The sequence below is a fragment of the Microcoleus sp. Z1_A1 genome (genome assembly GCF_036700305.1).
Lineage (GTDB): Bacteria > Cyanobacteriota > Cyanobacteriia > Cyanobacteriales > Microcoleaceae > Microcoleus.
Window position 1 is genome coordinate 1 of sequence record NZ_JAUBOR010000023.1, and the last position, 21,927, is coordinate 21,927.

The 21,927-nt window shown below is 45.3% G+C and carries 16 protein-coding genes, 1 tRNA gene and 1 pseudogene; 8 read left to right on the forward strand and 10 right to left on the reverse strand.

Annotation, left to right across the window (positions count from 1 at the left end; genetic code table 11):
- Nucleotides 1-592: 592 nt before the first annotated feature.
- The 8 genes from QT973_RS16200 to nadA all read right to left on the reverse strand — a co-directional run bounded on the left by QT973_RS16200 (nt 593) and on the right by nadA (nt 7,081).
- Nucleotides 593-1,165, reverse strand: coding sequence for a DUF2996 domain-containing protein (locus QT973_RS16200; protein ID WP_333212670.1), 573 nt, complete (start codon nt 1,163-1,165; stop codon nt 593-595).
- A 183-nt stretch (nt 1,166-1,348) separates the two neighbouring features.
- Nucleotides 1,349-2,236 carry a hypothetical protein gene (locus QT973_RS16205; RefSeq protein WP_333056283.1) on the reverse strand — a complete coding sequence of 296 codons (888 nt, stop codon included), beginning with the start codon at nt 2,234-2,236 and terminating at the stop codon, nt 1,349-1,351.
- A 138-nt stretch (nt 2,237-2,374) separates the two neighbouring features.
- Nucleotides 2,375-2,929 carry a hypothetical protein gene (locus QT973_RS16210; RefSeq protein ID WP_333056287.1) on the reverse strand — a complete coding sequence of 185 codons (555 nt, stop codon included), beginning with the start codon at nt 2,927-2,929 and terminating at the stop codon, nt 2,375-2,377.
- Nucleotides 2,930-3,269: 340 nt separating this feature from the next.
- Nucleotides 3,270-3,386, reverse strand: a complete 117-nt coding sequence (locus QT973_RS16215; RefSeq protein WP_333042098.1) for a photosystem I reaction center subunit VIII — start codon at nt 3,384-3,386, stop codon at nt 3,270-3,272.
- 57 nt (nt 3,387-3,443) lie between these two features.
- Nucleotides 3,444-3,953 carry a photosystem I reaction center protein subunit XI gene (locus QT973_RS16220; RefSeq protein WP_333056282.1) on the reverse strand — a complete coding sequence of 170 codons (510 nt, stop codon included), beginning with the start codon at nt 3,951-3,953 and terminating at the stop codon, nt 3,444-3,446.
- Between the two features lie 114 nt (nt 3,954-4,067).
- Nucleotides 4,068-4,784 carry a TIGR04283 family arsenosugar biosynthesis glycosyltransferase gene (locus QT973_RS16225; protein WP_333056281.1) on the reverse strand — a complete coding sequence of 239 codons (717 nt, stop codon included), beginning with the start codon at nt 4,782-4,784 and terminating at the stop codon, nt 4,068-4,070.
- A 418-nt stretch (nt 4,785-5,202) separates the two neighbouring features.
- Nucleotides 5,203-5,820, reverse strand: coding sequence for a TIGR04282 family arsenosugar biosynthesis glycosyltransferase (locus QT973_RS16230; protein WP_333056280.1), 618 nt, complete (start codon nt 5,818-5,820; stop codon nt 5,203-5,205).
- Between the two features lie 292 nt (nt 5,821-6,112).
- The gene (nadA, locus tag QT973_RS16235; protein WP_333056279.1) at nt 6,113-7,081 is read right to left on the reverse strand and encodes a quinolinate synthase NadA; all 969 of its coding nucleotides are present in this window, start codon (nt 7,079-7,081) and stop codon (nt 6,113-6,115) included.
- A gap of 337 nt (nt 7,082-7,418) precedes the next feature.
- Here nadA and QT973_RS16240 point away from each other — a divergent pair, with 337 nt between their 5' ends.
- From QT973_RS16240 to QT973_RS16260, 5 genes are all read left to right on the forward strand, one after another.
- Nucleotides 7,419-8,933 (forward strand): restriction endonuclease-related protein, encoded by a 1,515-nt coding sequence (locus tag QT973_RS16240; RefSeq protein ID WP_333391711.1) that lies wholly within the window; start codon nt 7,419-7,421, stop codon nt 8,931-8,933.
- Complete coding sequence (locus QT973_RS16245; RefSeq protein ID WP_333212675.1) at nt 8,923-12,336, forward strand: pPIWI_RE_Z domain-containing protein; 3,414 nt, start codon at nt 8,923-8,925, stop codon at nt 12,334-12,336. Before QT973_RS16240 ends, QT973_RS16245 begins: the two co-directional genes overlap by 11 nt.
- Before the next feature lie 201 nt (nt 12,337-12,537).
- Complete coding sequence (locus QT973_RS16250; protein WP_333212678.1) at nt 12,538-15,768, forward strand: RNaseH domain-containing protein; 3,231 nt, start codon at nt 12,538-12,540, stop codon at nt 15,766-15,768.
- A 291-nt stretch (nt 15,769-16,059) separates the two neighbouring features.
- A complete protein-coding gene (locus QT973_RS16255) occupies nt 16,060-16,977 on the forward strand; it encodes a TIGR04168 family protein (protein ID WP_333056275.1) in 918 nt (305 codons plus the stop codon).
- Between the two features lie 34 nt (nt 16,978-17,011).
- Nucleotides 17,012-17,096, forward strand: a tRNA-Ser gene (locus QT973_RS16260).
- A gap of 66 nt (nt 17,097-17,162) precedes the next feature.
- On the opposite strand, the gene QT973_RS16265 is transcribed toward QT973_RS16260, so the two are convergent.
- Nucleotides 17,163-17,447 (reverse strand): flagellar alpha dynein, encoded by a 285-nt coding sequence (locus QT973_RS16265; protein ID WP_333056274.1) that lies wholly within the window; start codon nt 17,445-17,447, stop codon nt 17,163-17,165.
- Nucleotides 17,448-17,479: 32 nt separating this feature from the next.
- A complete protein-coding gene (locus QT973_RS16270; protein WP_333056273.1) occupies nt 17,480-17,800 on the reverse strand; it encodes a hypothetical protein in 321 nt (106 codons plus the stop codon).
- 399 nt (nt 17,801-18,199) lie between these two features.
- Between QT973_RS16270 and QT973_RS16275 the strand changes: the two genes are divergently transcribed.
- From QT973_RS16275 to QT973_RS16285, 3 genes and pseudogenes are all read left to right on the forward strand, one after another.
- Complete coding sequence (locus QT973_RS16275; RefSeq protein WP_333234283.1) at nt 18,200-19,468, forward strand: transposase; 1,269 nt, start codon at nt 18,200-18,202, stop codon at nt 19,466-19,468.
- Nucleotides 19,469-19,582: 114 nt separating this feature from the next.
- A complete protein-coding gene (locus tag QT973_RS16280; protein ID WP_333056271.1) occupies nt 19,583-20,326 on the forward strand; it encodes a sigma-70 family RNA polymerase sigma factor in 744 nt (247 codons plus the stop codon).
- A gap of 103 nt (nt 20,327-20,429) precedes the next feature.
- Nucleotides 20,430-21,624 (forward strand): annotated as a pseudogene (locus QT973_RS16285) (RNA-guided endonuclease InsQ/TnpB family protein).
- The last annotated feature ends 303 nt before the right edge of the window (nt 21,625-21,927 follow it).

Sequence of the window (21,927 nt, forward strand, 5' to 3'; positions counted from 1 at the left end):
CAAAGTTTTCAATCGATTCATGCCGTGTGTATTCAAGGAATTCAGCAAGTTTCTAATTTGACATCAGAACGGTTAGCCATCTTAAATTTATTTCCAGTCACCTGTCGGTCTTATTATTTTTTGTTGTGAAAAGAAGTCTATTATTGATTGGTAAAACTGACTTACATTTAAATAATTGTTGATTCAGCAGTGATGTATTATTGTCATAATGCGGGCGATATATGCTGGGAATTAATAGTTATTAATGGTCTGATTTTTGACTTTTAATGGGCTAAGAAGATTGAATTAATGCCCTCATGTCAATTTTTAGGAATTCCTAACTGAGTGATGCGAGCGTTGCACAGATTTTTGGGTGTTTTTACTCACTATTATCTCGGATGATTCACTTTTATCCCCTCCATCTGCCTATGTGCCAGTTGGGGGTGCGGAATGTGGGATCAAATCCTCTAGGTCGGGGGTAGGCAAAGAAAGGCACTACAAGAGTCAAAATTCATGTTTTTGGTGAGAATGAAACAGCCTTGCCTTAAGAAGGGGAGTAGGGGTTGACTTTGAGTAAGTTATTGTCCCCCCCTCTTCTTATCCCGAACTCAGGTTAATTAAGATTTAGCCATTTTTGAGCGTTAAGCCGCTGGACGACGCCAAACACCATGAGGTCTAGTGTTACCTTGCGCTCATCTATCAAAAAAGGCTCTAAAGTGCTGGTTTTGGTATTATTTTCAGCGCAGGAAAACGCCCTTTGACTTTGAATATTTTCTTGAGGAAAATACAGGTTAAATTGGCGCTGACCTTCTTGGAATTTGCCAATTACCTGCCAGCAATCTCCGGCGGAACTCATGCCAGCAACTGGGAGTTTTTGCTTTGCCAAACTCACCTCTAAATCCTTAACGCCCTGCTTAGTCAAAGCAGTTTGCAAAGCGGGCAAATAATCTTGTTGAATAAATTCCGCAAAGGGCTTGTCTTCAACAGCAGGTGCTTTTTCCTTCTTAGCTTTAGCTGGGGGCTTGTCGCCTTCGGCCTTGGCTGGGGGCTTTTTAGCAGCCGCTGGAGGCTTGTCAGTGCTGGGTAAGTCGCTTGTGTCTGGTTCGTCGGAACTTGGGGCGTGATCGATCGCAGCACTGGGAGTTTCGGATTCGCCAGCGGTAGGATTTTTCGGTTCTTCTGACATTAACGCTTCCTGGTAAAAGTGATTGGGTAAGGAGTTGGGAGTTGAGCAAGCGGGCGATCGACTTTCTTGAGGGCACACATTTTATCGAAAACCAACCTGAGAGAATGGCTAGTCAAAAAAATTTGAACTCAAAACACTCTCACAGGGCGATCGTCCGCCAAGATCACAACTCCTTTGGTTATTCTAAATCTCAGCGACAGCTCGTTCAATCAAGCGGCGGGCGAGAGTTTGAACACCAGTGTGTTCGTAGTAGTTGGTAGTGATATCGAGGAATGCGCCCACGTAGTCCACCTTGTCGGCAGAAATGTCTACAAAATTCTGCAATTGGCCGAGTACGTTTTGGGGAGTCAAACCTCGATCGCTCACAAAAGAGCTCATCCAGCCAGAAACCGAGTTAAAGCTTTCGCCGATAAAGCCGAGTTGGCCTGCGGGAGAGCCCCCAGGAATCATGCCGCCGATCGACTTAAATGCCTGATTCTCTTGCAAATCGCTGGGGGAGAGCCTCTGAATCCAAGACTGAGTTGCCATGATAAAGTCTGGGCCCAGGGGAATCAAACCATCAAAACAAACCAAAGCAGCCATCCGCATCAAGGATTCGCCGCCGTAGTCGCCCAAGGAAGCGGCAAAATCGCCGATGCTGTCGCCGGGAATACCGTTAATTTGGCAAAAAGCGAGCAACTCAGTGACTAACTTCAGAGAAAGGTCGATCGTTTGAGCTTTTTCCGGCTTGGGAGTGAGATTGCCCAGAAGGGACAAAAACGGCACATTTTGGGAGACTTTGTTAGCGAGGGCGGCAGTACCCAAAGCCTTGTCGGCGTTGTCAATAGTTTGGTAGAGCCAGAGAGCGCGCTGGTAGCCCTCAGATTTATCGTTGTACAGGTAGATGGCGCGCTCGCCAATTTGCTGGATCAGTTCTTCGTCTGTTTCGCCAGTAACGGTGCGAATGGTATTTTCAAAGCCAACTAAATTGTTCCACTCGCCGGGAACCACAAAGTCAAGCGCTCGCAGGGCTTTGACAGTCATGTTGTCTTGAGGCAGTTGATCGACTAATTCAAAGACTGTTTTGCTCACAAAAAAACTCCTTATGCTGAAACGAAAATCAAAGGTATTACTTTTGGCAGATTGCAAAACTTCACAGTCTCATAGTGGCCGACTTAGTTCTGATAGCGCCAGACTTGAGTCGGGCGCCGAGTTGGAAAAAAGACATGGCTACTTGAGGCGGGCGAGGCCGCCCAGGTTAAATTTTGACAGCCAAGCTTCGCGATCGCTAGCGGTAAAAGAGGAAGTCCGGGATTGAACTTTCACCTGATAGCGATTTGCCACTAAAACAGCAGTGATATTAGCACCTTGATTAACTGCGGGATAGCCGCCTATTTTCTTGGTACTTTGCTGGAATTTTGCACCTGCGCTGGGGTTGCCGGCGATGTCGTTAATTGAGAGAACCGCGACATTTTTACCGTCTTTGTTCAACTTAGCTTCAGCAAAACCGGATTTTTCTTGAGCAAAAACGCGATCGAATCCACTCCCAGAAGACGGGAAGTATTTATTTAACTTACCGCCTGCAACTGCCTTTTTGGGCAGGTTTTGATTACTAGCCGTTGATTTGTCAGCAGTTGTCTGCTGTGCTTTACCAGGTTTTTGGGTGCTTTCCTCCTGGGCTTTGTCCCAGCGTGATGGGGCTTGGGTTTGGCCGCAGGCGGTCACCAGCAGCAGTACCGAGATCAGGAATGGAGCTAAGATGCGGCGTGCGGGGAAAAATTGCATCGCTGTCTCCTCATTAGTAGGTTTCCATAACAATTGTGGCTTAGAATTTGGCAATTTGTGTCCTCTGAGCGGATGATTTGTCTTCTTTGTAAAAAAATCCTCTGCCTGCAGGCGGAGGATTTTTTTGCAATTATGAGTTTTGAAGGAAGAAAACTGAAAGATTGCTCCACAGATAAATTCTGGGGATGGGAGTAAAGAAACTAAGTTTTCGGATAGCCAGCAATCTCAAAACAATTTTTGCTGATTTTCCCTAGATTTATCTAGAAATGTCAGAGCAATTGTTCGTCAATCGTCTTATTACTTCGGCTTTCCAACTTAGGTCTTACTTTAGAGGTAAGGATCAGGCGTCGCTTTCAATGTAGATAAACAACAAACCCATTACCACAACTGGCATCACCCAGGTAATTAGGGGAATCAAAATCCAAGGCAAGAAAGAGGCAGCGTAGGAACCTGTCATATCAAATTCTCCAAACTAAAGTTAGTGTGTTCCAACAGGGATATGTGGGAGTCGAGTCTAATTGTTGACTAAACCCCGGAAAATGGCATCAACGCCGTTAAAGTTTTCGAGTAAGAAGTAGGCAGCAAAGACACCACCCATTCCACCAATAAAGAAACCAGCGGTAAACTGGCTCCAGCCTTCAGCATTTCTGAGGGAATCGGGAGTCATGGGATTAGCGCTAGGGTAGCTGGTGTTGTCTTGCTTGAAAGAGACCAAACCGTAGGCAGACATACCTGCTGTGCCAAGCAGAACTAATACGAGGGCTGTAATTAATCCGCCGAGATTAGCTGCTTCTGGATAATCCCGCAGGGGCCCGAAGACGATTTCAGGGCCGACGAGGAAATAACCATGTGCCAAACCGATTTCTAGACCTCGAACTAGGGGTGAGAGTCCTTTGCGGTAGGCCGGCAAGTTCCCAATAAATGCTTTTGTGAAATCAGAAGCACTGATGGGGGTGGCTAGATGACCCGTGAAGGGGTCGCCGTTAAAGGGTTTAATAAGCTCTGCATCTCTGGGATCTGCCATATTCTGTGTGTCCTCGCTGTGCGTAAAAGTTGAGGCGTTCAAGTCATATTTTACGCAGGGACGTGTTTCCTATTTACATAATTAACGGCGAGCTTTAGAAAAGTTCACTATTCTTTAGTTTTTGGAAGAATTTTTCTTTTGCCTCTTATACCAGAAAGCGAGTCGATCGGGCGACACTCCCAGGAAATAAGCGATGATTACTATTTGATTAATGGCGGTGGTGTGGATCACCCCAAGCTGCTGCCAGCGACGGGCGGAGGTCAGGACTGGCTGGGGTACTATTTCAATGCGACCTTGTTTTTTCAATCGGCGCACGAATTCAAAGTCTTCCATGAGGGGCAAGTCGGGAAAACCGCCGATTTGGTCAAAAGTAGCTGCGTTGAGGAAAATGGCTTGATCGCCGTAGGGCAGTTGCAGAAAGTTCGATCGCCACTTTACCCCTGTTTCTACCAGCCGGAGGCCCAGGCTGCGGGCGTCAATCTGGAGTTGAAAGGCCCCCGCTACAGCAGACGGGTTAGCTAGTACCCGACGCGCGCTATCGTCGTACCCGCGAGGCAACAGAGTGTCTGCGTGGAGAAACAGCAGGATATCTCCAGCAGCAGCGGTGGCACCTGCATTCATTTGAGTGGCGCGGCCTGGGGGGGTGGAGATAACTCGGACGCCAAAAGATTTTGCTATATCTGTAGTACCGTCGCTGCTGCCACCGTCAGCGACAATTATTTCGACATTTTGGGCCTCAAGGGCGGTGGAGATGACTGAGGCTATTGTAGGTGCTTCGTTTAAGACTGGAATGATAATGGAAATTTTGAGATTGGGATTTTCTGGCGACATACAGACTTAAGCAACCCGTGAGAGAGAGGGCGGGTTTTGTACAAAGCTGATTTTTCCCATTTCTGACCCCAGGCTCGCCCCTACATTTTGCCTTAATTAAGGTGGGAGAGTTTGGTAAAAAACCAAGCTATTAGTTGCTCATTTTTTACAATAGCCTCGCACCTACATTGGGCTTTCCTGTGGCAGGGCGGGTTTTGTACAAAGCCGATCTATTAGTTGCTAATTTATTTGCTAATTTTTTGTTTTTTCTCGCGCCTGGGACTATTGTCCCAAGCGCTGTCTAACTGCTACTGAGATTCAGCATTTGGTTAGACAAATACACTTACTATATTATGACCTTATGGTTTCACAATCAAGTAGTTTTATTTAATTAAATATGACAATTACTAATGATTGAAAGAAATTAAATATAGTTTAGTTATTTCAACATATTAATATCTAAACCGAGGAGGTCTTCAGGTCGATCGATATCTGCAAGAGTGGGAAGATAAGCAATATTGAGAGCGAGCTTTTGGGCGATCGCCCGCGTACAAGCAAATACTTCACTGGTTCCCCACTGAATGCCACCGAATAATTCCGGAATCGATCGCCGCAGCCCGATCAGATAATAACCTCCGTCTTTTGCCGGGCCCAAAACTAAATCGTGGTGGCTCAGTGCCTCAAAAGCTTGTGCCATGATTTCTGCTTTCAAACCAGGACAATCAGTGCCGATAATTGCTGTTTTCTCAACCCCTGAATTAAAAGAGTTTTGAAACGCTGCTGTCATTCTGGCGCCCAAATCACCGTCTATTTGATTTTCACAAAAAATATCACTTCCCAACCACTCTTGCATCAGTTGTTGGCTGCCGCCGGCTCGGTGAATTTCTACCGATAATCCGCGGGTTTTTTCGAGAGAGAGCGCGCAGGCGATCGTCCGTTGGGCCATCAAACGGTGAAGGTTAGCAGCGCCTGTTTTTCCCAGCACCGGAATTAGTCGAGTTTTGGTTGTTCCCGGTTCGGGATAGCGGGTGAAAACAATCAGTTTTTCCGACATCATTTATTGTTCATGAGTTTTAAAGGCAGGCACCGCAGAGGAAAAGAAGAGAAAGAGTGGACAACTGATTCACAGATTGCCGATCGAGCTTGGTGGGTTAGGCCAGGACTTAATTTAATCGCCCCGGCCAACCCAGCATAAGCTGTGGAGCATTTAAACCAGTAACGAGGCTAGTAGGGTGCGTCATTCGCGAACCCTTACGCTGAAACGGAAAACCTTAGATGCTGACGCACCTTACGCAAGTCCTTTAAATGCCGAACAGCTTACAATGTATTTACTGAAAAATAGCCAGCGATTAGCTCATTTCTAGCATTCGCTGGATCGGCTGCAAGGCTGCTAGTTGAATATTTAGGGGCATGGTAATTTCAGGGGTTTGATTTTTCATAGCTAGATACAATTTTTCCAAGGTATTTAATCTCATGTGCGGGCATTCGTTGCAAGCACAACTATTATTGTTGGGAGGAGCGGGGATGAAGCGTTTGTGCGGAGCTTGCTTTTGCATTTGGTGAATGATTCCCGGTTCAGTCGCGACAATAAAAGCTTGGCTGGAACTAGCTTGAGAATATTTGAGCAAAGCAGTGGTAGAGCCGATGTAATTAGCGTGGCGCAGCACGGGAGGTTCGCATTCGGGGTGGGCGATTATTTCGGCTTCGGGATTCTCGATTTTGAGTTGAACTATCTTTTTTTCTGAGAAGTTTTCGTGGACGATGCAGGCTCCTTGCCAGATTTCCATGTTTCTGCCAGTTTGTTCCATGACGTAGCGGCCGAGATTGCGATCTGGCCCAAAAATTATCGGCTGATTTTCGGGAATTTGGTTGACAATTTTAACCGCGTTAGAACTGGTGCAAATTATATCGCTCATTGCCTTAATTGCGGCGGTACAATTAATGTAGGAAATTACCAAATGTCCGGGTCGATCGGCTTTGAAAGCTGCAAAGGCTTCGGGAGGGCAACTGTCGGCGAGGGAACACCCAGCATTTAAGTCGGGCAACAATACTAATTTGTCAGGATTGAGAATTTTTGCGGTTTCAGCCATGAAATGAACTCCGGCAAAAACTATGACATCGGCGCTGGTGTTGGCGGCTTTGCGGGCAAGTTCTAGGGAGTCGCCAATGAAGTCTGCGATGTCTTGAATCTCGGAGTCTTGGTAATAGTGGGCGAGAATGACGGCGTTTAACTCTTGTTTGAGGGCGTTAATTGCTGCAAACAAGTCGTCGGGCAGTCGGGTTTGAGTAAAGTTCGGAGCAGGTGCGGTGGTAAACACAGTTAGAATATTCCGGGGAAGGTGCGGGCTGGACTCAAGTGTATTTTGAATTATAGTTGAATTCACCAAAAACGGTGGGCAGTTGGGCCAGAGGTAGAAAATTTGCCATAGGTTAACCGACTGACTGGCAATGGGAGCAAGATTTTGCGATCCAAGAGTGGACTCAGCTAAGTTTTTACCTGACTCTAATTAGACTGAAAGCTTTATCCCGCAAGATATTCACAGGTAAATGACTACCTTGAGCCACGAGTATTTTGAGTAGCCTCTATTGACATCCTTTATTTACATCGTTTACTGTAATCAGTATACGCTGTAAAGTGGTTGGTTTTATACATCTATGTACTTTGAAGACGATCGCCAGTGGGAGGGAACTGCTGAGTTTCTGACAAAAGAACTAAAACGACGGATTGAGCAGCTTGGGCTATCTGTGGAACCACCAGCCTTACGAACTGTGCGATCGTGGAGAGCCAAGCAACTCCTGTCACAGCCGAAAGGTCAAGAATTTCGGTTTCGGCAGATTTTAGAAGGACTGGCAACAGCACTTTTGCTCAAGAAAGGCTGGACACTGGCCGCGATCGCTCAAGTTTTACCCTCATTCCCCGACGCAACATTGGAGCAACAAATTGTTGCCGAGACTGATGGTCAAGACCCAACCTGGTTGCCACAAATGCAAACAACGACATTGCCATTACCCACAGGACACGCCAGCACGATCGATCTCGCTGAAGATACTGTTATATTGCTAGCCCAGGGAATTCTGCGACAATACACAAGAATTCTCAATCGAGACATCGTTCGCCAAGACGATGATAGTATGCCATCGGAACTTTATCGGGCTATGTGCAAGTTGGGCAGGCTATATATCGAATCTGGAAAAAGCGATCGCGCCGCTTGCGTGCATACGGTTTTGGAACGTGCTAGATATCCCCTCGATCAGTGGGAATTAGATATTTTTTGTCACGCCGATTTTGACTCTGGTCAAGTAATTCTCATCGATCCAGACTTGCGAGTGCCAACCCCAGATTGTGCAGTAATTGCCAACAGTAAAGGTACTTTTGGCGAAGATAATATCATCGAACACCGCCTGTACCAACGGTTGCGCGAGGCAACTGAACGATTGGGGATTCGCCACCAGCACAAAGCTTATACGGCTTTGCGATCGCTATTTGGCAGCCAATCGCTCATCGGAGAACACCAACTTTTAGACTACTTACGTGACAACGATTTAACCCCTTTACAGGGAATGATTGTTGACACCTTTTTTGATAGCGTACCCGATGTCTGGTTAATTGACGGACACGCTCATCGCTGCGCGTATTGCGGTACGCTGATGCGCCCCTATCCCAATAAAGAACTTTTTCCCGATGGGCGATGTCCGATTCGCCAATGCCTCGGTCACAACTCCTCAACAGCAAAAGTTTCGGAGAAATCAGACCCAAACCAAGACCGATTGCTGATTGCCCAACCGCAAATTTTAACCTATTGGACTGGGCCGGCGATCGACGAATTAGCAATTTTTAAGGCAGCCATAAAAAACGGACTAGATGCCGAACTTTACCCAGAATCAGACCTATGCGATGTAGCAATTAACGGTCGCAATATCGGCATTGATGCTAAGTCATACACCAGTCCTGTCTCCCTTGCTTTGCGCCTCAACCGCACTGGCATCGGAGGGCTGATTCACTACCGCCGCCGCATCATTGCCGTCAGCGACCAATTAATTGAGGAGCGGCCAGATTACCTCTCTACTTTTCAGTCTGCGATCGATAAAAAAGGCGATCCTGCTACTCTCGAAATTCTGTCTGTTTCACAAGTCATACAGTTGTTAAAGAAAATCAAATATGAGAATTAAACCAGATTTCTGGACGGGAATAGATCGCATTTGCTGGCTGTGTGTCTTGATGGCAGAATTTATTGAGACTAATTCCCTAGAATATGCCCCTTTAACGATATCGGGAATGGCGAGTATCATCAATGCACCCGCGTTGGCAAAAGCCCGCCAAGCCATTTTCAATATGCGCCTGATGTCGCTGGCTTACGTAACAGAACAGTCAGTGAAACACGCAGTTGCTATTTATAACGATCGCCACTACCGCAACAAAACTCAAGGAACCTATAAAATTAACTTAGAAACACTTCACTTTCAACGCACAGACCCCCTAGAAGACCCTTTAATTGCCCAAGCACGTCAAATTCTGGGTCAGCCTTTAGCACACCAATTTTACAGCGCCACCTTTGCCGATCCCCGCCAGCCAATGGCCGTTGCTTTAGGTGAAGAAACAACAGCCGCGAGAGTGCCAATTGGGCCGATCGCAGCCCCGCTTGCACCGCGCCGCACTCATTCCCTCGATCGCGCCCCGAAAGCAAAAATCCGCATTCCCCTTGCGGAACTGTACGAGTTAGCAGTTGAGATGGATGAACGCGAAGCAAATCACCCTGAAAAAAGACGGGGTAGCTGGGTACAACGGTTTCAACATTTTGCACTTAAGGTGCCAGAAATTGGCAAGGGTTTGCGGGAAGAAACAGTCATCGAATTAGAAGGCATCAAGCACTTAATTGGACTGCCTGGATCGGGCAAAACAACTTTGCTCGTATTAATAGCTGTGTGGTTGGGAAAACGCGGTTATAAAGCGATGTTTGTGTTTCCCTCTATTGAAGTTGCCAGACAGTACATGGCAGAACTAGCATTTCATGAAATTAAAGTGGGAATGCTAGTCGGTCAAAGCGATGGAACTCGCCGCCGACACGCTAACAATATTGCCGAGGCGATCGCAGCATCAGGGGGAAATGGCGGCTTTGGCTATAGTTTGGAACAAGCAGAAGTTTTTGGCTTAAATTGCGTCTTACCTGCGTTTTCTACTGCTGATACTTCGATGTGGGGATTTGGTTATGCACCCTGCAATGAAATTTTACAAAGCGGTGGCAAAAAAGGGCAAATGAAAAAGTATCTTTGTCCGGTTTGGACGATGTGCGGTCGCCACAAAGCACCCCGCGATTTGCTAGATGCCGATATTTGGGTCGGCCACGTTCTTTCAATGGATACGGAAGTACCACCCCATGCTATTCGCGAGCGCATTCGTTATTTTGAATTAATTGCCCGGACATTCGATGTCGTAGTTTTTGACGAAGCAGATATGGTGCAATCAAATCTGGATGCTTACGGTGCTGCAACTTTAAAACTTTCCGGGGCGAAAGAATCTATCCATTTAGCCATTCAAGAGCAAATTCACAATCCTTTTGCTCGCGGAGAAAACTATCGATTGTTCGACCGCAATGTAGAACTTTACAGCCGCAATTTATCGGAATTTGGCGATCGCAATACATCATTAATTACTGCCGTTCAAAATATGCCCTCATCGCGAGTGAGCCAACGCTATGAGAATCAGTTATTAACCGTTCTGAGAATAGTCAGCGATTTGTTGGATGGCTATGAGAAAACTTCTAAACGCGATCGCCTTGACGAAGAGGAAGTCAAACAGGGATTTAGCAAAAGTCGAGCCTTGAAAGAATTCTGGGAAACGGCTGCTTACCATGCTTTTTACGATCGCACTGGCATTGAACCGCACGATCGGCTAAACATGGATCTGTGCGCTCAAAGGCTGGGAATAAACGCCGACACGCTCAAACAGCAATGGGAAACTCAAATTCTTTATTTTCGTCGTTATTTAGCGGAGAATCTGATCGAACGGCGCGATAAAATAGTCAAAGAAATTGCCGAATTGTTTTTGCCTTTGTGTTTTAAGGATGCCACTGCATCAGGCGAAGCTCAGGATACGATTACCTTACTTGTTTGCGTTACTTTTGTGATTTTAGGCTATCAGCGTATCGTACCGCAAACTCGAACAATGGTAGCAGAAGGACTGCTTCGGGAACCGATTGTCGAATCAACGGCAACACCCGAACTGCGACAACTGATTCCTGAGAATATTTTGGGGTCTTTTTCGGGCGTGAAATACAGTTGTGAATCGGCACAAACTACTCGCTCTCAAGCCCGAAATGTGGAACTGTCTTATATTATTTTTGTGGGCGCGCCTCGGATGTTAATGCACCGTTTTCATCAGTTATTTGAGGCAGATGGCGAACTGACAGCGCCGGCAGTTTTAATGACTTCAGCTACCTCATTTCTCGAAGCAAGTCCTGCTTATCACATTAACTCTGGGCCGGATTATCTGCTGAAACCGCGGCAAACAGAACACGAACCCAAAAAGAGCTTTTACCGCTTCAAATGGCTGCCCGATCGCGAATCGCGCGATGAACCTCTCCGATATAGCGGTGCAGGCGAATTGCGCGATCGTAATTTAAAAAAAATGGTAGACGCGCTGGTGCAAGGAGGAACCAAGAAATCTGAAATTTACAAATCCATCCTCAACTTTGACGTGCAACATGGTATTTACCGCAAAGCTGCCTTAATTGTTAACAGCTACGAACAAGCTCGGAACGTTAAGAATTTTATCAACGATTACCATCCAGAAATCGGCAAAAGAACCAAAGCAGTTGTTAATTTTCTCAAAAACGGAGAGCAACCCACAGATTTCGTTACCACGGCTCAGTGCGAGGCTTTAGGAGATGATGAAACTTGCGATATTATCATTTTTCCGATGTTGGCGATCGGTAGAGGCGTGAATATTGTTTTTACCAAAGGAGATAGGCAACTCGATGCAGCGATTGGCACAATTTATTTCCTCACCCGTCCCCACCCCACCACTGACGATACGCAACTTTTGTACAGCCTCGCCGGCAAAGCTACCCAAGAATTTGACAGTCGAGTTTTTACTGAAATAGAAGGCTTGCCTGCAATTTCTAATGCTTGGAAACAGTCGAGAAAACAACTATGGAAAACGGCGAATCGACTGTTGCGCGAACCTCTCATGGCTAGCCGTTTGGGTGAAGATTTATTTAAACCGTTTACGGCAAATCAGATGGTTGGGATTTTGCAAACTATCGGGCGCGGGATGCGAAATGGGTGTCCGGTACAAGTTTACTTTGTCGATGCAGCTTGGGCTATTAAATCCACTAAAAATGAACCTGACTCCGGGCGGGACAGTATGCTAGTTCAAATGCGAATTATTTTAGAAGAATGCGTCAAGCATCCCGATCCAGTGATTCGAGAAATTTATCAAGAACTTTACGGTGCATTTCTGGAGCCCCTGCGGCGCATTAATGGCATAGTTTACCCGGAAAGTTTACGCGATTCAGAAGGTTTGACAGAGGAAGAAGACGATTTTAATGATTTTTCGCCTTTATTGGAGATGTAAGCATGAACGACGAAATTTTGGACGAAATTGAATTCGATCGCGACGGCGAAGTAAAGCACTCCTGGACGCACTCAGACCAAAGAAACCGGGTTTTTTACCGAATCTACGGGCTGTAACGAAATATTTTCGTAAAAAAACCCGGTTTCTGGCCCCCATGCGTCCAGGACTATAAAGGAAACCACTATTATTGGAGATGCAACCATGAACGACGACATTTTTGACGAAATCGAATCCGATGATGACGAAGAAACTGAAGCTACTGTGGTTTCAGACACTCTTTACATTCCTCTTGCGAATAAGAGTCTGAAAGAAATTACCCTAGCTTTTACCGTGCCAGATAATATCGAGCCAGTAACAGTCAAAGGCTTGACACTAGGTTGGACAAAATCTGCTTTACATGAGCTTTCAACTATCCAAAAAGCTGCTTGCAAGGGCGATTCAGCCATCAAAAATCTCCCTTATGCCTCGCTGCGAGGTTTGTTAGAAGTAGGACTTGACAGTGCCGCACGGATTCAGTCAAATGTAGGTTTGAGTAACTATTCGTTGAATTCTAAAAGTGTAAATGAGCCGGAACCATTTGCTTACTTAAATTCCGAAAGTACACAAGATATCCAGAAAGCGTTACGCCCAATTATCAACGAGTGGATAACAAATTTCCTAAAACCTTTTGCTGAAAAAGAAGATGGGCTAGTGGAAGTTATCGACCGTTTGGAAGATTTGCACGATCGAAAGGAGTTGTTAACAATTACTCCGTCTGAGTCTCAAGTTTTACCTTGGAAATGGAATCCAAATACAGGAACTACAAAACACAGCAACAATTATGATTATCGCGTGTTAGTCGATTATGCAGCTCGTGCGATCGCGGGAAAAGAGATTTTTCAGGAGCTAGGAACAATGAAGCGGGTTATTTCCAGCAGTGGTAGCCTCACAACTGGGATGGCAGAATTGATTACCGATCCCATTACTCTACCCGACACTACAGGAACATTCAGTCTGGTGGTACGCTTAGAAGTTGTAACCTATCCTTCTTTGCACCAGCCTTTATTGAAGATAGATGTTTCCAAACGCCGCTGGTTAAGTGGGTTACAACCTGCACGCTATAACTCAGCAAATATTAGCGGCTTTGTCTTTTCTGATGATTATAGCGATCGCACCTTTCGCTACACGGTGCTTTCCGATTCCGAAAAACCTGAGAAAAATCAACCCGACAAAAAGAAAAATTGGTTTTGGGCGATCGATAAAGATTTTGAAGCATTGCGCGGCAAGCTAAAACTCCCGCTGAAAACCCCTAACGGTCAAAATATTGATGGTTCCCAAATTGCTTTGGGGAAAGCTTCAACGGATAGCTGTAAAGTAGTATTAACTTACCGCAACGGATTGCAAGAAGGGAAACACGGAATTGACGCAGGCGTACCGGAGATTGATAAATTAGAAGCTTTTGAGTCGATAGCCAAAATTATTGAACCTATCGGTTTTAAAGCTTTTGATAATTACTATCCTGTAAATTTTAAGAGAGGTGAAAGCCACAAATTAGATGATACAGCTTCACGCATGATTAATTTGCCTACTCTGTTAGGTGCTGCTTTAGAAGTTCTCGAAAAAGACGACTGCTATGATTTGACTCCCAAATATCTAGAAAGCTTTGAGGACAATGAGTTAAACAGCTTGCTCACTAAACACCTTGATATCAATTTAGATAATATTGCAAAAGGCAGAAAAGCCCTTAAATTGGTTTGTCAATTAAAAGAACTCAAGGCGATGATTCAGGCAAACCAGGAAGCTATGCGTCGGCTATATCCTAACGAAAGACTGTTGCTTGTTGTCTTTTACGAAGAACAATGTCAAACCGAAGTGAAACTGCTGCAAGCAATGATTCCAGTTCTGTGGGGTGGTGCGATCGAACTCATGGCTAATCGTTTGCCAGCAAACACTCACGGGCCGAGAGAGTCATTGCCCGGTGCAAATTTGAAAGCGAAAGAGCGATCGCAAAACCGCATAAAAGCCTGGGAGTCGATCGTCCAACAACTTGCTTTACGCAAACAGCGAACTTTTTGCCTGGTAATGGCACGGGAATGGTATCCAGACAAGAAACATGATGATTCGGTGAATAAACCCTCCTCCCGTCAAGCACTGGCTAAAATCGCTGGTTCTTGCGTGCAGTTTCTGCTACCGATTGAAAAAACTAAGGACAAAAATATTCTCAACCTCGATAATTTTTCCCATCGAGTGCAAGCGGCCCTAAAAGACTTACTTTGGGCTCATTCTGGCCGCATTGATGATGTCAAGGAAAAGGTTGACAAATGGCTAAAAGATACTCCTCAAGAAGCCAGACCAAAAGAAATTATTGGGATTACGATCGTCCGCAAACAGAAAGGTCGCGCTCGCGGCTCTATTGAGAAGACATTTTTACCAATTGCTATGCGTCTCAACGTGGAGACAGGCGAGTGCGAACTGTGCTGTGCTTATGATAGGAATAGTTTACAAATCAGTCCTTGGAGCAAGTTTTCTGATGCGATCGCCTTCATTTCCCAAATCTCCCCCGTGAAACTGGCTGACAAAGAAGATGTGCGTCGGAATCGTTTCATGGAATTTGTCAAGCAGATTATTTCCAATTCTGTAGAGGAGGGAAATCAACCATTAGTTACGATCGATTCTTCCAACTGCGTGAAACTTTGGTCTTGGCTTGCCGATTCTAAAATGAATGCAAATCAGATTAATTTTGAAACCCAGTCGGGAAGCCCCTTGCACGAACATATGGAGCAAGAATGGAAAGGCGCGCGGATAATTCGGATTCGCCAAGACCTCGCCCCTGGAATTATAGATAAAAAAGTCCGATATTTAACAGAAACTTCTCTGGAAGATACGCGGACAAAAAAAGAACTGACTTCAACCCTTGAAATTCCTTCAGCCTCTAGTGTAAAGGGATTATTTCGACTAAGTGCAACTAATCAAACGGGTTGTGTTGCTTATCTATCTGTAAGAAATGAAAAACCAGGTAAATTACGCGGTCAAAGTTGCTATCGCTCAACAAAAATTAACGTAGCTGCCAAGAAAGCTGAGGATTCTCAAGACAAACTTTTAAATAATGCTGATTTAAAAGTTGACGAAGCTGCCAATAAATCTGATGATTCCAAAGGCAAACTTTTAAATAAAGCTAAATTAAAAGTTGACAAAATCGCAAGCAAACCGCCGTTTTTGGGTCAGTGGACAACTCCCAATCCCCTTGAGATTGTTGTTACCTTGCGACAAGAAAATGACAAGCCCGATCGCCTTGCTGCACTGGTAGAATCTCTGCGCTATGGTTTCGGTCACTACAGCGACTGGTCGAGCTTACCGGCCACCCTGTTCTTCGAGCGTGTCGTGCGAGATTACATCAGCGAATTTGCAATTGAAGATGAAGAAAGGTCGGCGGAACCTGATAGGGAGGAATAATTCAGTCTAGGGGTTCTGTCCCGACTCGCTTGAGTTTTATAGCGTTGGAGTCGGTGATTAACGGGCTTAACTTCAGGCCAATCGCTTCTCATGTCAAAGGGGGAGAGAATTTTTGCGCCCTGGAGTGAAAGATGAAGAAAGCTGAGCAAATCTAAAATCTAAAATCTAAAATCTCAAATTCCCTGGGAGAGGCTGCACTGTATAATTAGTGAAGGCTGGATTTGCCGAAAATTGGTAAGTTTAGTAGGAATTTTTAAGCGGTAAGGGATCGATCGAACGAACGCAAATCACATGAATGAGGCTAAATCTATCAAAATTGCGGTGGTTGGGGATGTTCACGATCGCTGGGAAGCTGAAGACGGCGAGGCCCTGAAGCATCTGGGCGTTGATTTGGTGCTGTTTGTGGGGGATTTTGGCAATGAGTCGGTGGAGGTGGTGCGGGCGATCGCCCAATTGGACATTCCGAAAGCAGCGGTGTTTGGGAACCACGACGCTTGGTACACGGCGACTGAGTGGGGCCGCAGTCAGTGTCCTTACGATCGCACTCAAGAAAATTGGGTAAAACAGCAGTTAGATTTAATGGGAGAAGCTCACGTCGGTTACGGGAAACGGGATTTTCCCGAATTGGGCGTAACTGTGGTGGGAAGCCGCCCGTTTACTTGGGGGGGCTCGGAGTGGAAGTACGGGGATTTTTACTCGGAGTGGTTTGGGGTAGAAAGTTTTGAGGAGTCGGCGCGGCGCATTGCAGCGGCTGCGGCGGATGCCGATTGCGAAAATGTGATTTTTTTGGGTCACACGGGCCCGACGGGGTTAGGAGAGGCTCCTGAAGACCCCTGCGGGCGAGATTGGAAGCCACTGGGAGGGGATTGGGGCGACCCGGATTTTGCGGAGGCGATCGATCGAACTCGTACCACAGGAAAGCACATACCTCTGGTAACTTTTGGTCATATGCACCACAAACTGCGGCACACAAAGCACGAGTTGCGGAAGTCGCTGGAGGTGAGTGCAGAGGGTACGGTGTATTTGAATGCGGCCAGCGTACCGCGAATTGTGGAGAGAGAGTGCTCGAAATTGCGGAATTTCTCGATCGTCCTGCTGGAAAATGGAGCAGTGTCGGAAGTGTCCCTGGTATGGGTAGGCGAAGATTTCGCGGTAGAAAGAGAACAAATTCTTTATCGGCGCACTGAATCTGCAGCTATTTGTAGTTAGAGACATTTGCTGGTATGATAAAATTTATGCGCCGGGAGAGGTGGCAGAGTGGTCGAATGCGCCTGACTTGAAATCAGGTGAACCGCAAGGTTCCGTGGGTTCAAATCCCACCCTCTCCGTTTAACAATTCTCTTGTCCGTTAAGGGTTTCAGGTTGACTGCATAGCAAGAAAAACCATTTTCCGCTCAACTTTCGCGCCAATGGTTTTCTAATATGTCCAAAACCACCTCCATATCTGCCAAGTCCGCCCTCGACTTTTTACGCTGCGCTTTTAACTGATTGAGCAAGTCGGCCGGCTCTGGAAATTCTGCGACGGTCGGAGCCGAGTTTTTACTTTCTTCCCGATCGCGCTGCACTTCCTTGAGTTCTTGCTCCAGCATTTGCACCTTCAGTCCTAAGTCACCATTGCGCTCATGCAACTGGTTCAGTTCCTTATCCCATTCTGCAAGCTGCTTGTTGGCCGCTTTCAATTCCTGCCTGAGTGATTCATCTTTGCCATCACTCAGGCACTCAATTTTCCCAGCCGTTCCTCAATGGCGGCCATCCGCTCCATCACCGGGTCAAGGCGATCGGCTACAGCCTTGTCTACAGTGTCTACAATTTCTGTAGACACGACGCTATCATTACTTTGTGTAGACAAGTCTGTAGACACTGTAGACACTATAGGTGTAGACAAATTAGACAGCGCTGTAGACGTGCCTGAGACTTCCTTGAGAATGCGTTGTGCAGCTTGACTAAGCGACTCACTGTCTAGCTTCTGAGCTTCTATCCAGTTCAGAAAATGACCAGAAGCCCTGAATGATACGACTTGACTTTGACTCATTGTAGACACCTGTATACAGTATTTGTCTACACTAACTGATATCTGTCTACACTGTCAACATATTGTAGACAAAACTTGTAGACACGAAAATCCCCCAATTAAGGGGGATGGGATTCAGTCGTTAGTTGTCAGGCAGTGGGTAAGGATTCAGGTCACTGAACTCCTTGCTGGGCAAAGACTTTAGATATGGAGCTTGATACTAAATCAATCTCTATTCTCAATAAACCACGAAAAACTGTCACTTATCCTCGTTTATTGACAATTAACCACGAAAGACAAAAACCCTTAGTTTGCCCTAAAACCCTTGCCAGACAAGCGTTGGAGCCGCAAGTTTTTAGACCTGAATCCTTACCTTTAATCAAGAATACTATGCTAATATAGAGCAAGGAGGAAAACAGAATGTATGGATGCCAGCAAAATCTAATTAGTCCAGACAAAGAATTGAAAGCAGTCTTAGAATTCTTGTGTAGTGAAGCCTCAAAGTTAATTAATTGTGGAACTTATTATGCCAGACAACTATTCTTCAAAACTGGCAGGATACCGAGTAGAGCCAAGCTGCATAAAGTTTTAGGAACGGACAATCGAAACATTCATTATAAAGCTTTTTATTCAGATACCGCACAGCAGATACTGACTAGCGTTGCTGAATCTTTCCAATCCTATTTGGGCGGGCTTGCTGGAATCAAAGAAGGGACAGTGACGCAACATCCAAGACTTCCTGGATACAGACAAGGTGGATTAGCCCTTGTAACTTTTACAGGTAGATCAGTCAAATTAAAAGATGGAATGTTGCGATTTCCTTTAGGGAAGCAAGTTAAAGCTTGGTTTGGCATAGATGCGTTCTATCTGACGATGCCATCTAATAAGGAGCATTCTTCGATTCGAGAGTACAGGATTTTACCCAGAAACGGATGTTTTTATCTAGAATTGGTTTACCAAAAAGAAGCTGTTCAATCCGATGTCAACGTTGATTATGTATTGATGATCGACCACGGGATGGACAACTGGATAACTTGTGTCAGCAATATTGGAACTTCATTCATCGTAGACGGAAAGCATCTCAAGTCCATCAACCAAGGCTATAACAAACGAGTGGCAAGCTTGATGTCTGGAAAAGACAATGGATTCTGGTCGAAAAGACTGGAACGGCTGACCGAAAGCAGAAATAGAACAATGCGGGATGCAGTTAATAAAGCTGCTCGTAAGGTTATCGATCATTGTATATCATCCAAGATTGGTACAGTCATATTTGGATGGAACAAGCATCAGAAAGATTCGCTAAATCTGGGTACAAATACCAATCAAAAATTTGTTCAGATTCCCACGCGTAGGTTAAAAGATAGAATTGCTCAACTCGGCGAACAGTACGGAATTAAATTCGTCGAAACCGAAGAATCCTCTACTTCAAAAACTTCTTTTCTCGATGCTGACGAACTGCCTAAAATCGGCGAAAAATCCGAGTGGTGGAAAGCTTCGGGAACAAGAATTAAACGTGGATTATATCGGACAGCGAAGGGGTGGCTAATTAATGCAGATTGCAATGGTTGTGCAAATATTGGTCGTAAAGTAGCAACAATACTTGGACTCGATCTAAGTGGAGTTGGTAGAGGTGACTTTTCAGCACCTGTAAGACTTAAATTGTGGTCTTATGAATCCCCTCGCCTTTAGGCATGGGGAGATGTCAAGATAGGCGGGTGTACTTCATAAATGTGGAATCTCCTGTAAATGTAAATGGAAAGCAATAGCCATAGACCTCAAAAAATCAGGTCATCTTCTCAATCAGTGGCTGCATCAATCCTGTGGGATGAAACTGAAGATAAAAATACAATTTTTTGGGAAGAATGGCAGGCGCATCAAGATTATCTTTCCCATTGCTGTCTCAAGTGGATGAACTCAAACCCACTCGATGCCGAAGAAGTATTGAGTCAGGCAATGCTTAAAGCCTGGAATGAATGGCAAAACTATGGAATTCAAATTAAATGTCCTAAAGCTTGGTTAACTCAACTTCTCTATAACTTCTGCATAGATTTCCATCGAAAACGAAAACGAGAAACATTAATAATTGAAAACATAGACGAGATTAAACTTGAAGATTATCCCGCACTTTATTCTAACTTAGGATTTACTGAACCTAATCTTATAGACCTGGAATTGCCGGCATATATCTACCACAAAATTGACTCCTTGCCTCCCAGACTCCGCGATACTTTTGTCTTATACCACTACCAAAATAAATCTTATCAAGATATTGCCAAGCTCTTTCTATGCTCTGAAGAAAACGTCCGCAAATGCGTGACCAAAGCCGGACGTATTCTGCGAAGGCATTTAACCAAATATCTGGCCGGTGAAGATGATACTCCTCTAAATTCTTCCTCGCCCGCCTTAAAGTTGGTAATTCCTTTGCCAGAAAAGTCTCAACCCCAATGCAATTGGGAATCACTAATTCCCCCAAAAAGCCAGGATGAAGAAATTAGCTATCAAGTCACCGTACTATGTCTGGAAACTTTACCAAGAAATTGGGTCTAAAGCCCCGTCCTTATAGGACGGCTTTAATTACAGAGACTGTGAAGATTCGTTAAAGATACAGACTTGCAAATCAAAGTTTCTGTAATAGTGGTAGACTATTGAAATGATAGTATTAGAGTTTAAGTTGAAGGGCAAAGCGGAGCAGTATCGAATCATCGACAACATGATTCGGACGGCTCAATTTGTGCGAAACAAAACTCTTAGACATTGGATAGATAATCAAGGGATTAAGCTAGTAGACCTGTACAAACAATGCGCCGTTATGGCAAAAGAGTTTGAATGGGCAGGCAAGCTTAATTCGACGGCACGTCAGGCTTCCGCCGAACGTGCCATTTTTGCTATCCAGCGTTTCTTTGCTAACTGCAAAGCTAAGAAGCCAGGAAAAAAAGGATACCCGCAGTTCAAGAAACATACTCGCTCTGTTGAGTACAAGCAGTCCGGTTGGTCGCTTTCTAGTGACAAAAGATGCCTAACATTTAAAGATGGATTTGCTGCTGGGAGATTCAAGTTAATCGGTAGTCGGGATTTGCATTTTTATGCGCCTGATGAGATTAAACGAATTAGGATTGTGCGCCGTGCCGATGGCTACCACGCCCAATTCTGTATCAACGTGGAGCGGAAAGAGGAACTTGTTCCGACTGGTAAGGTTATTGGAATAGACGTGGGATTGAACCACTTTTATACTGATAGCGACGGCGAAACAGTTCCTAATCCTCGCTACCTCCGAAAGAGTGAAAAAGCTTTGAAGAGATTGCAGAAGCGAGTTTCTCGGAAAAAGAAAGGTTCCAAGAACCGGAAAAAGGCGATCAACAAGTTAGGAAGAAAACACCGGAAAGTCAGCAGGCAGCGTAAAGACTTCGCCATAAAGACGGCGTTGTGCGCGGTAAAATCTAACGATTTTGTAGCCTACGAAGACCTTCAGGTTCGGAATATGGTTAAAAACCACAAGCTCGCTAAATCAATCAGCGATGCAGCCTGGTCACTAACTTGATCATTATTTGGAATATTTCGGGAAAGTGTACAGCAAAACAGTCATTGCTGTTCCACCACAGTACACCTCTCAGAACTGTTCAAATTGCGGCAATCTAGTCAAGAAAACCCTGTCAACTCGAACCCATATTTGTGGTTGCGGTACGATATTGGATCGCGACCACAATGCTGCGTTGAACATTTTGGCGAAAGGGTTAAAGCAGGCAAAATTTAATTTAAATACGGCGGGGCACGCCGGAATTCACGCTGGGGGACAGACCGATCTCTACTCGCTGGTGGTGACATCAACAAGCAAATCGACTGGATGATCCAAGAATCCCCGCGCCTTCAAGGCCGGGGAGTGTCAACCCATCATTCCTACATCTCTACTACCCTTCCAGTCTGGAGATGAAAGTGCGTTGAGTCAGCCGTTGTTTATCCCGCATGTGGGGAAGTTGAGAAGATGTTGCAGCAGCCAAAAGGTAAGATGAGCAAGGGTTCTAGGGGTTGAGGGGAGATTTTTGGAGAGAAAATTTGCCTGTAACTCGAAAAATTCCCAAATTGGGGTGGGAAAACGTCTAACTAATAAATAAGCGGTCAGATCAAACCGCTTAGAGTCTAGGCATTAGTTA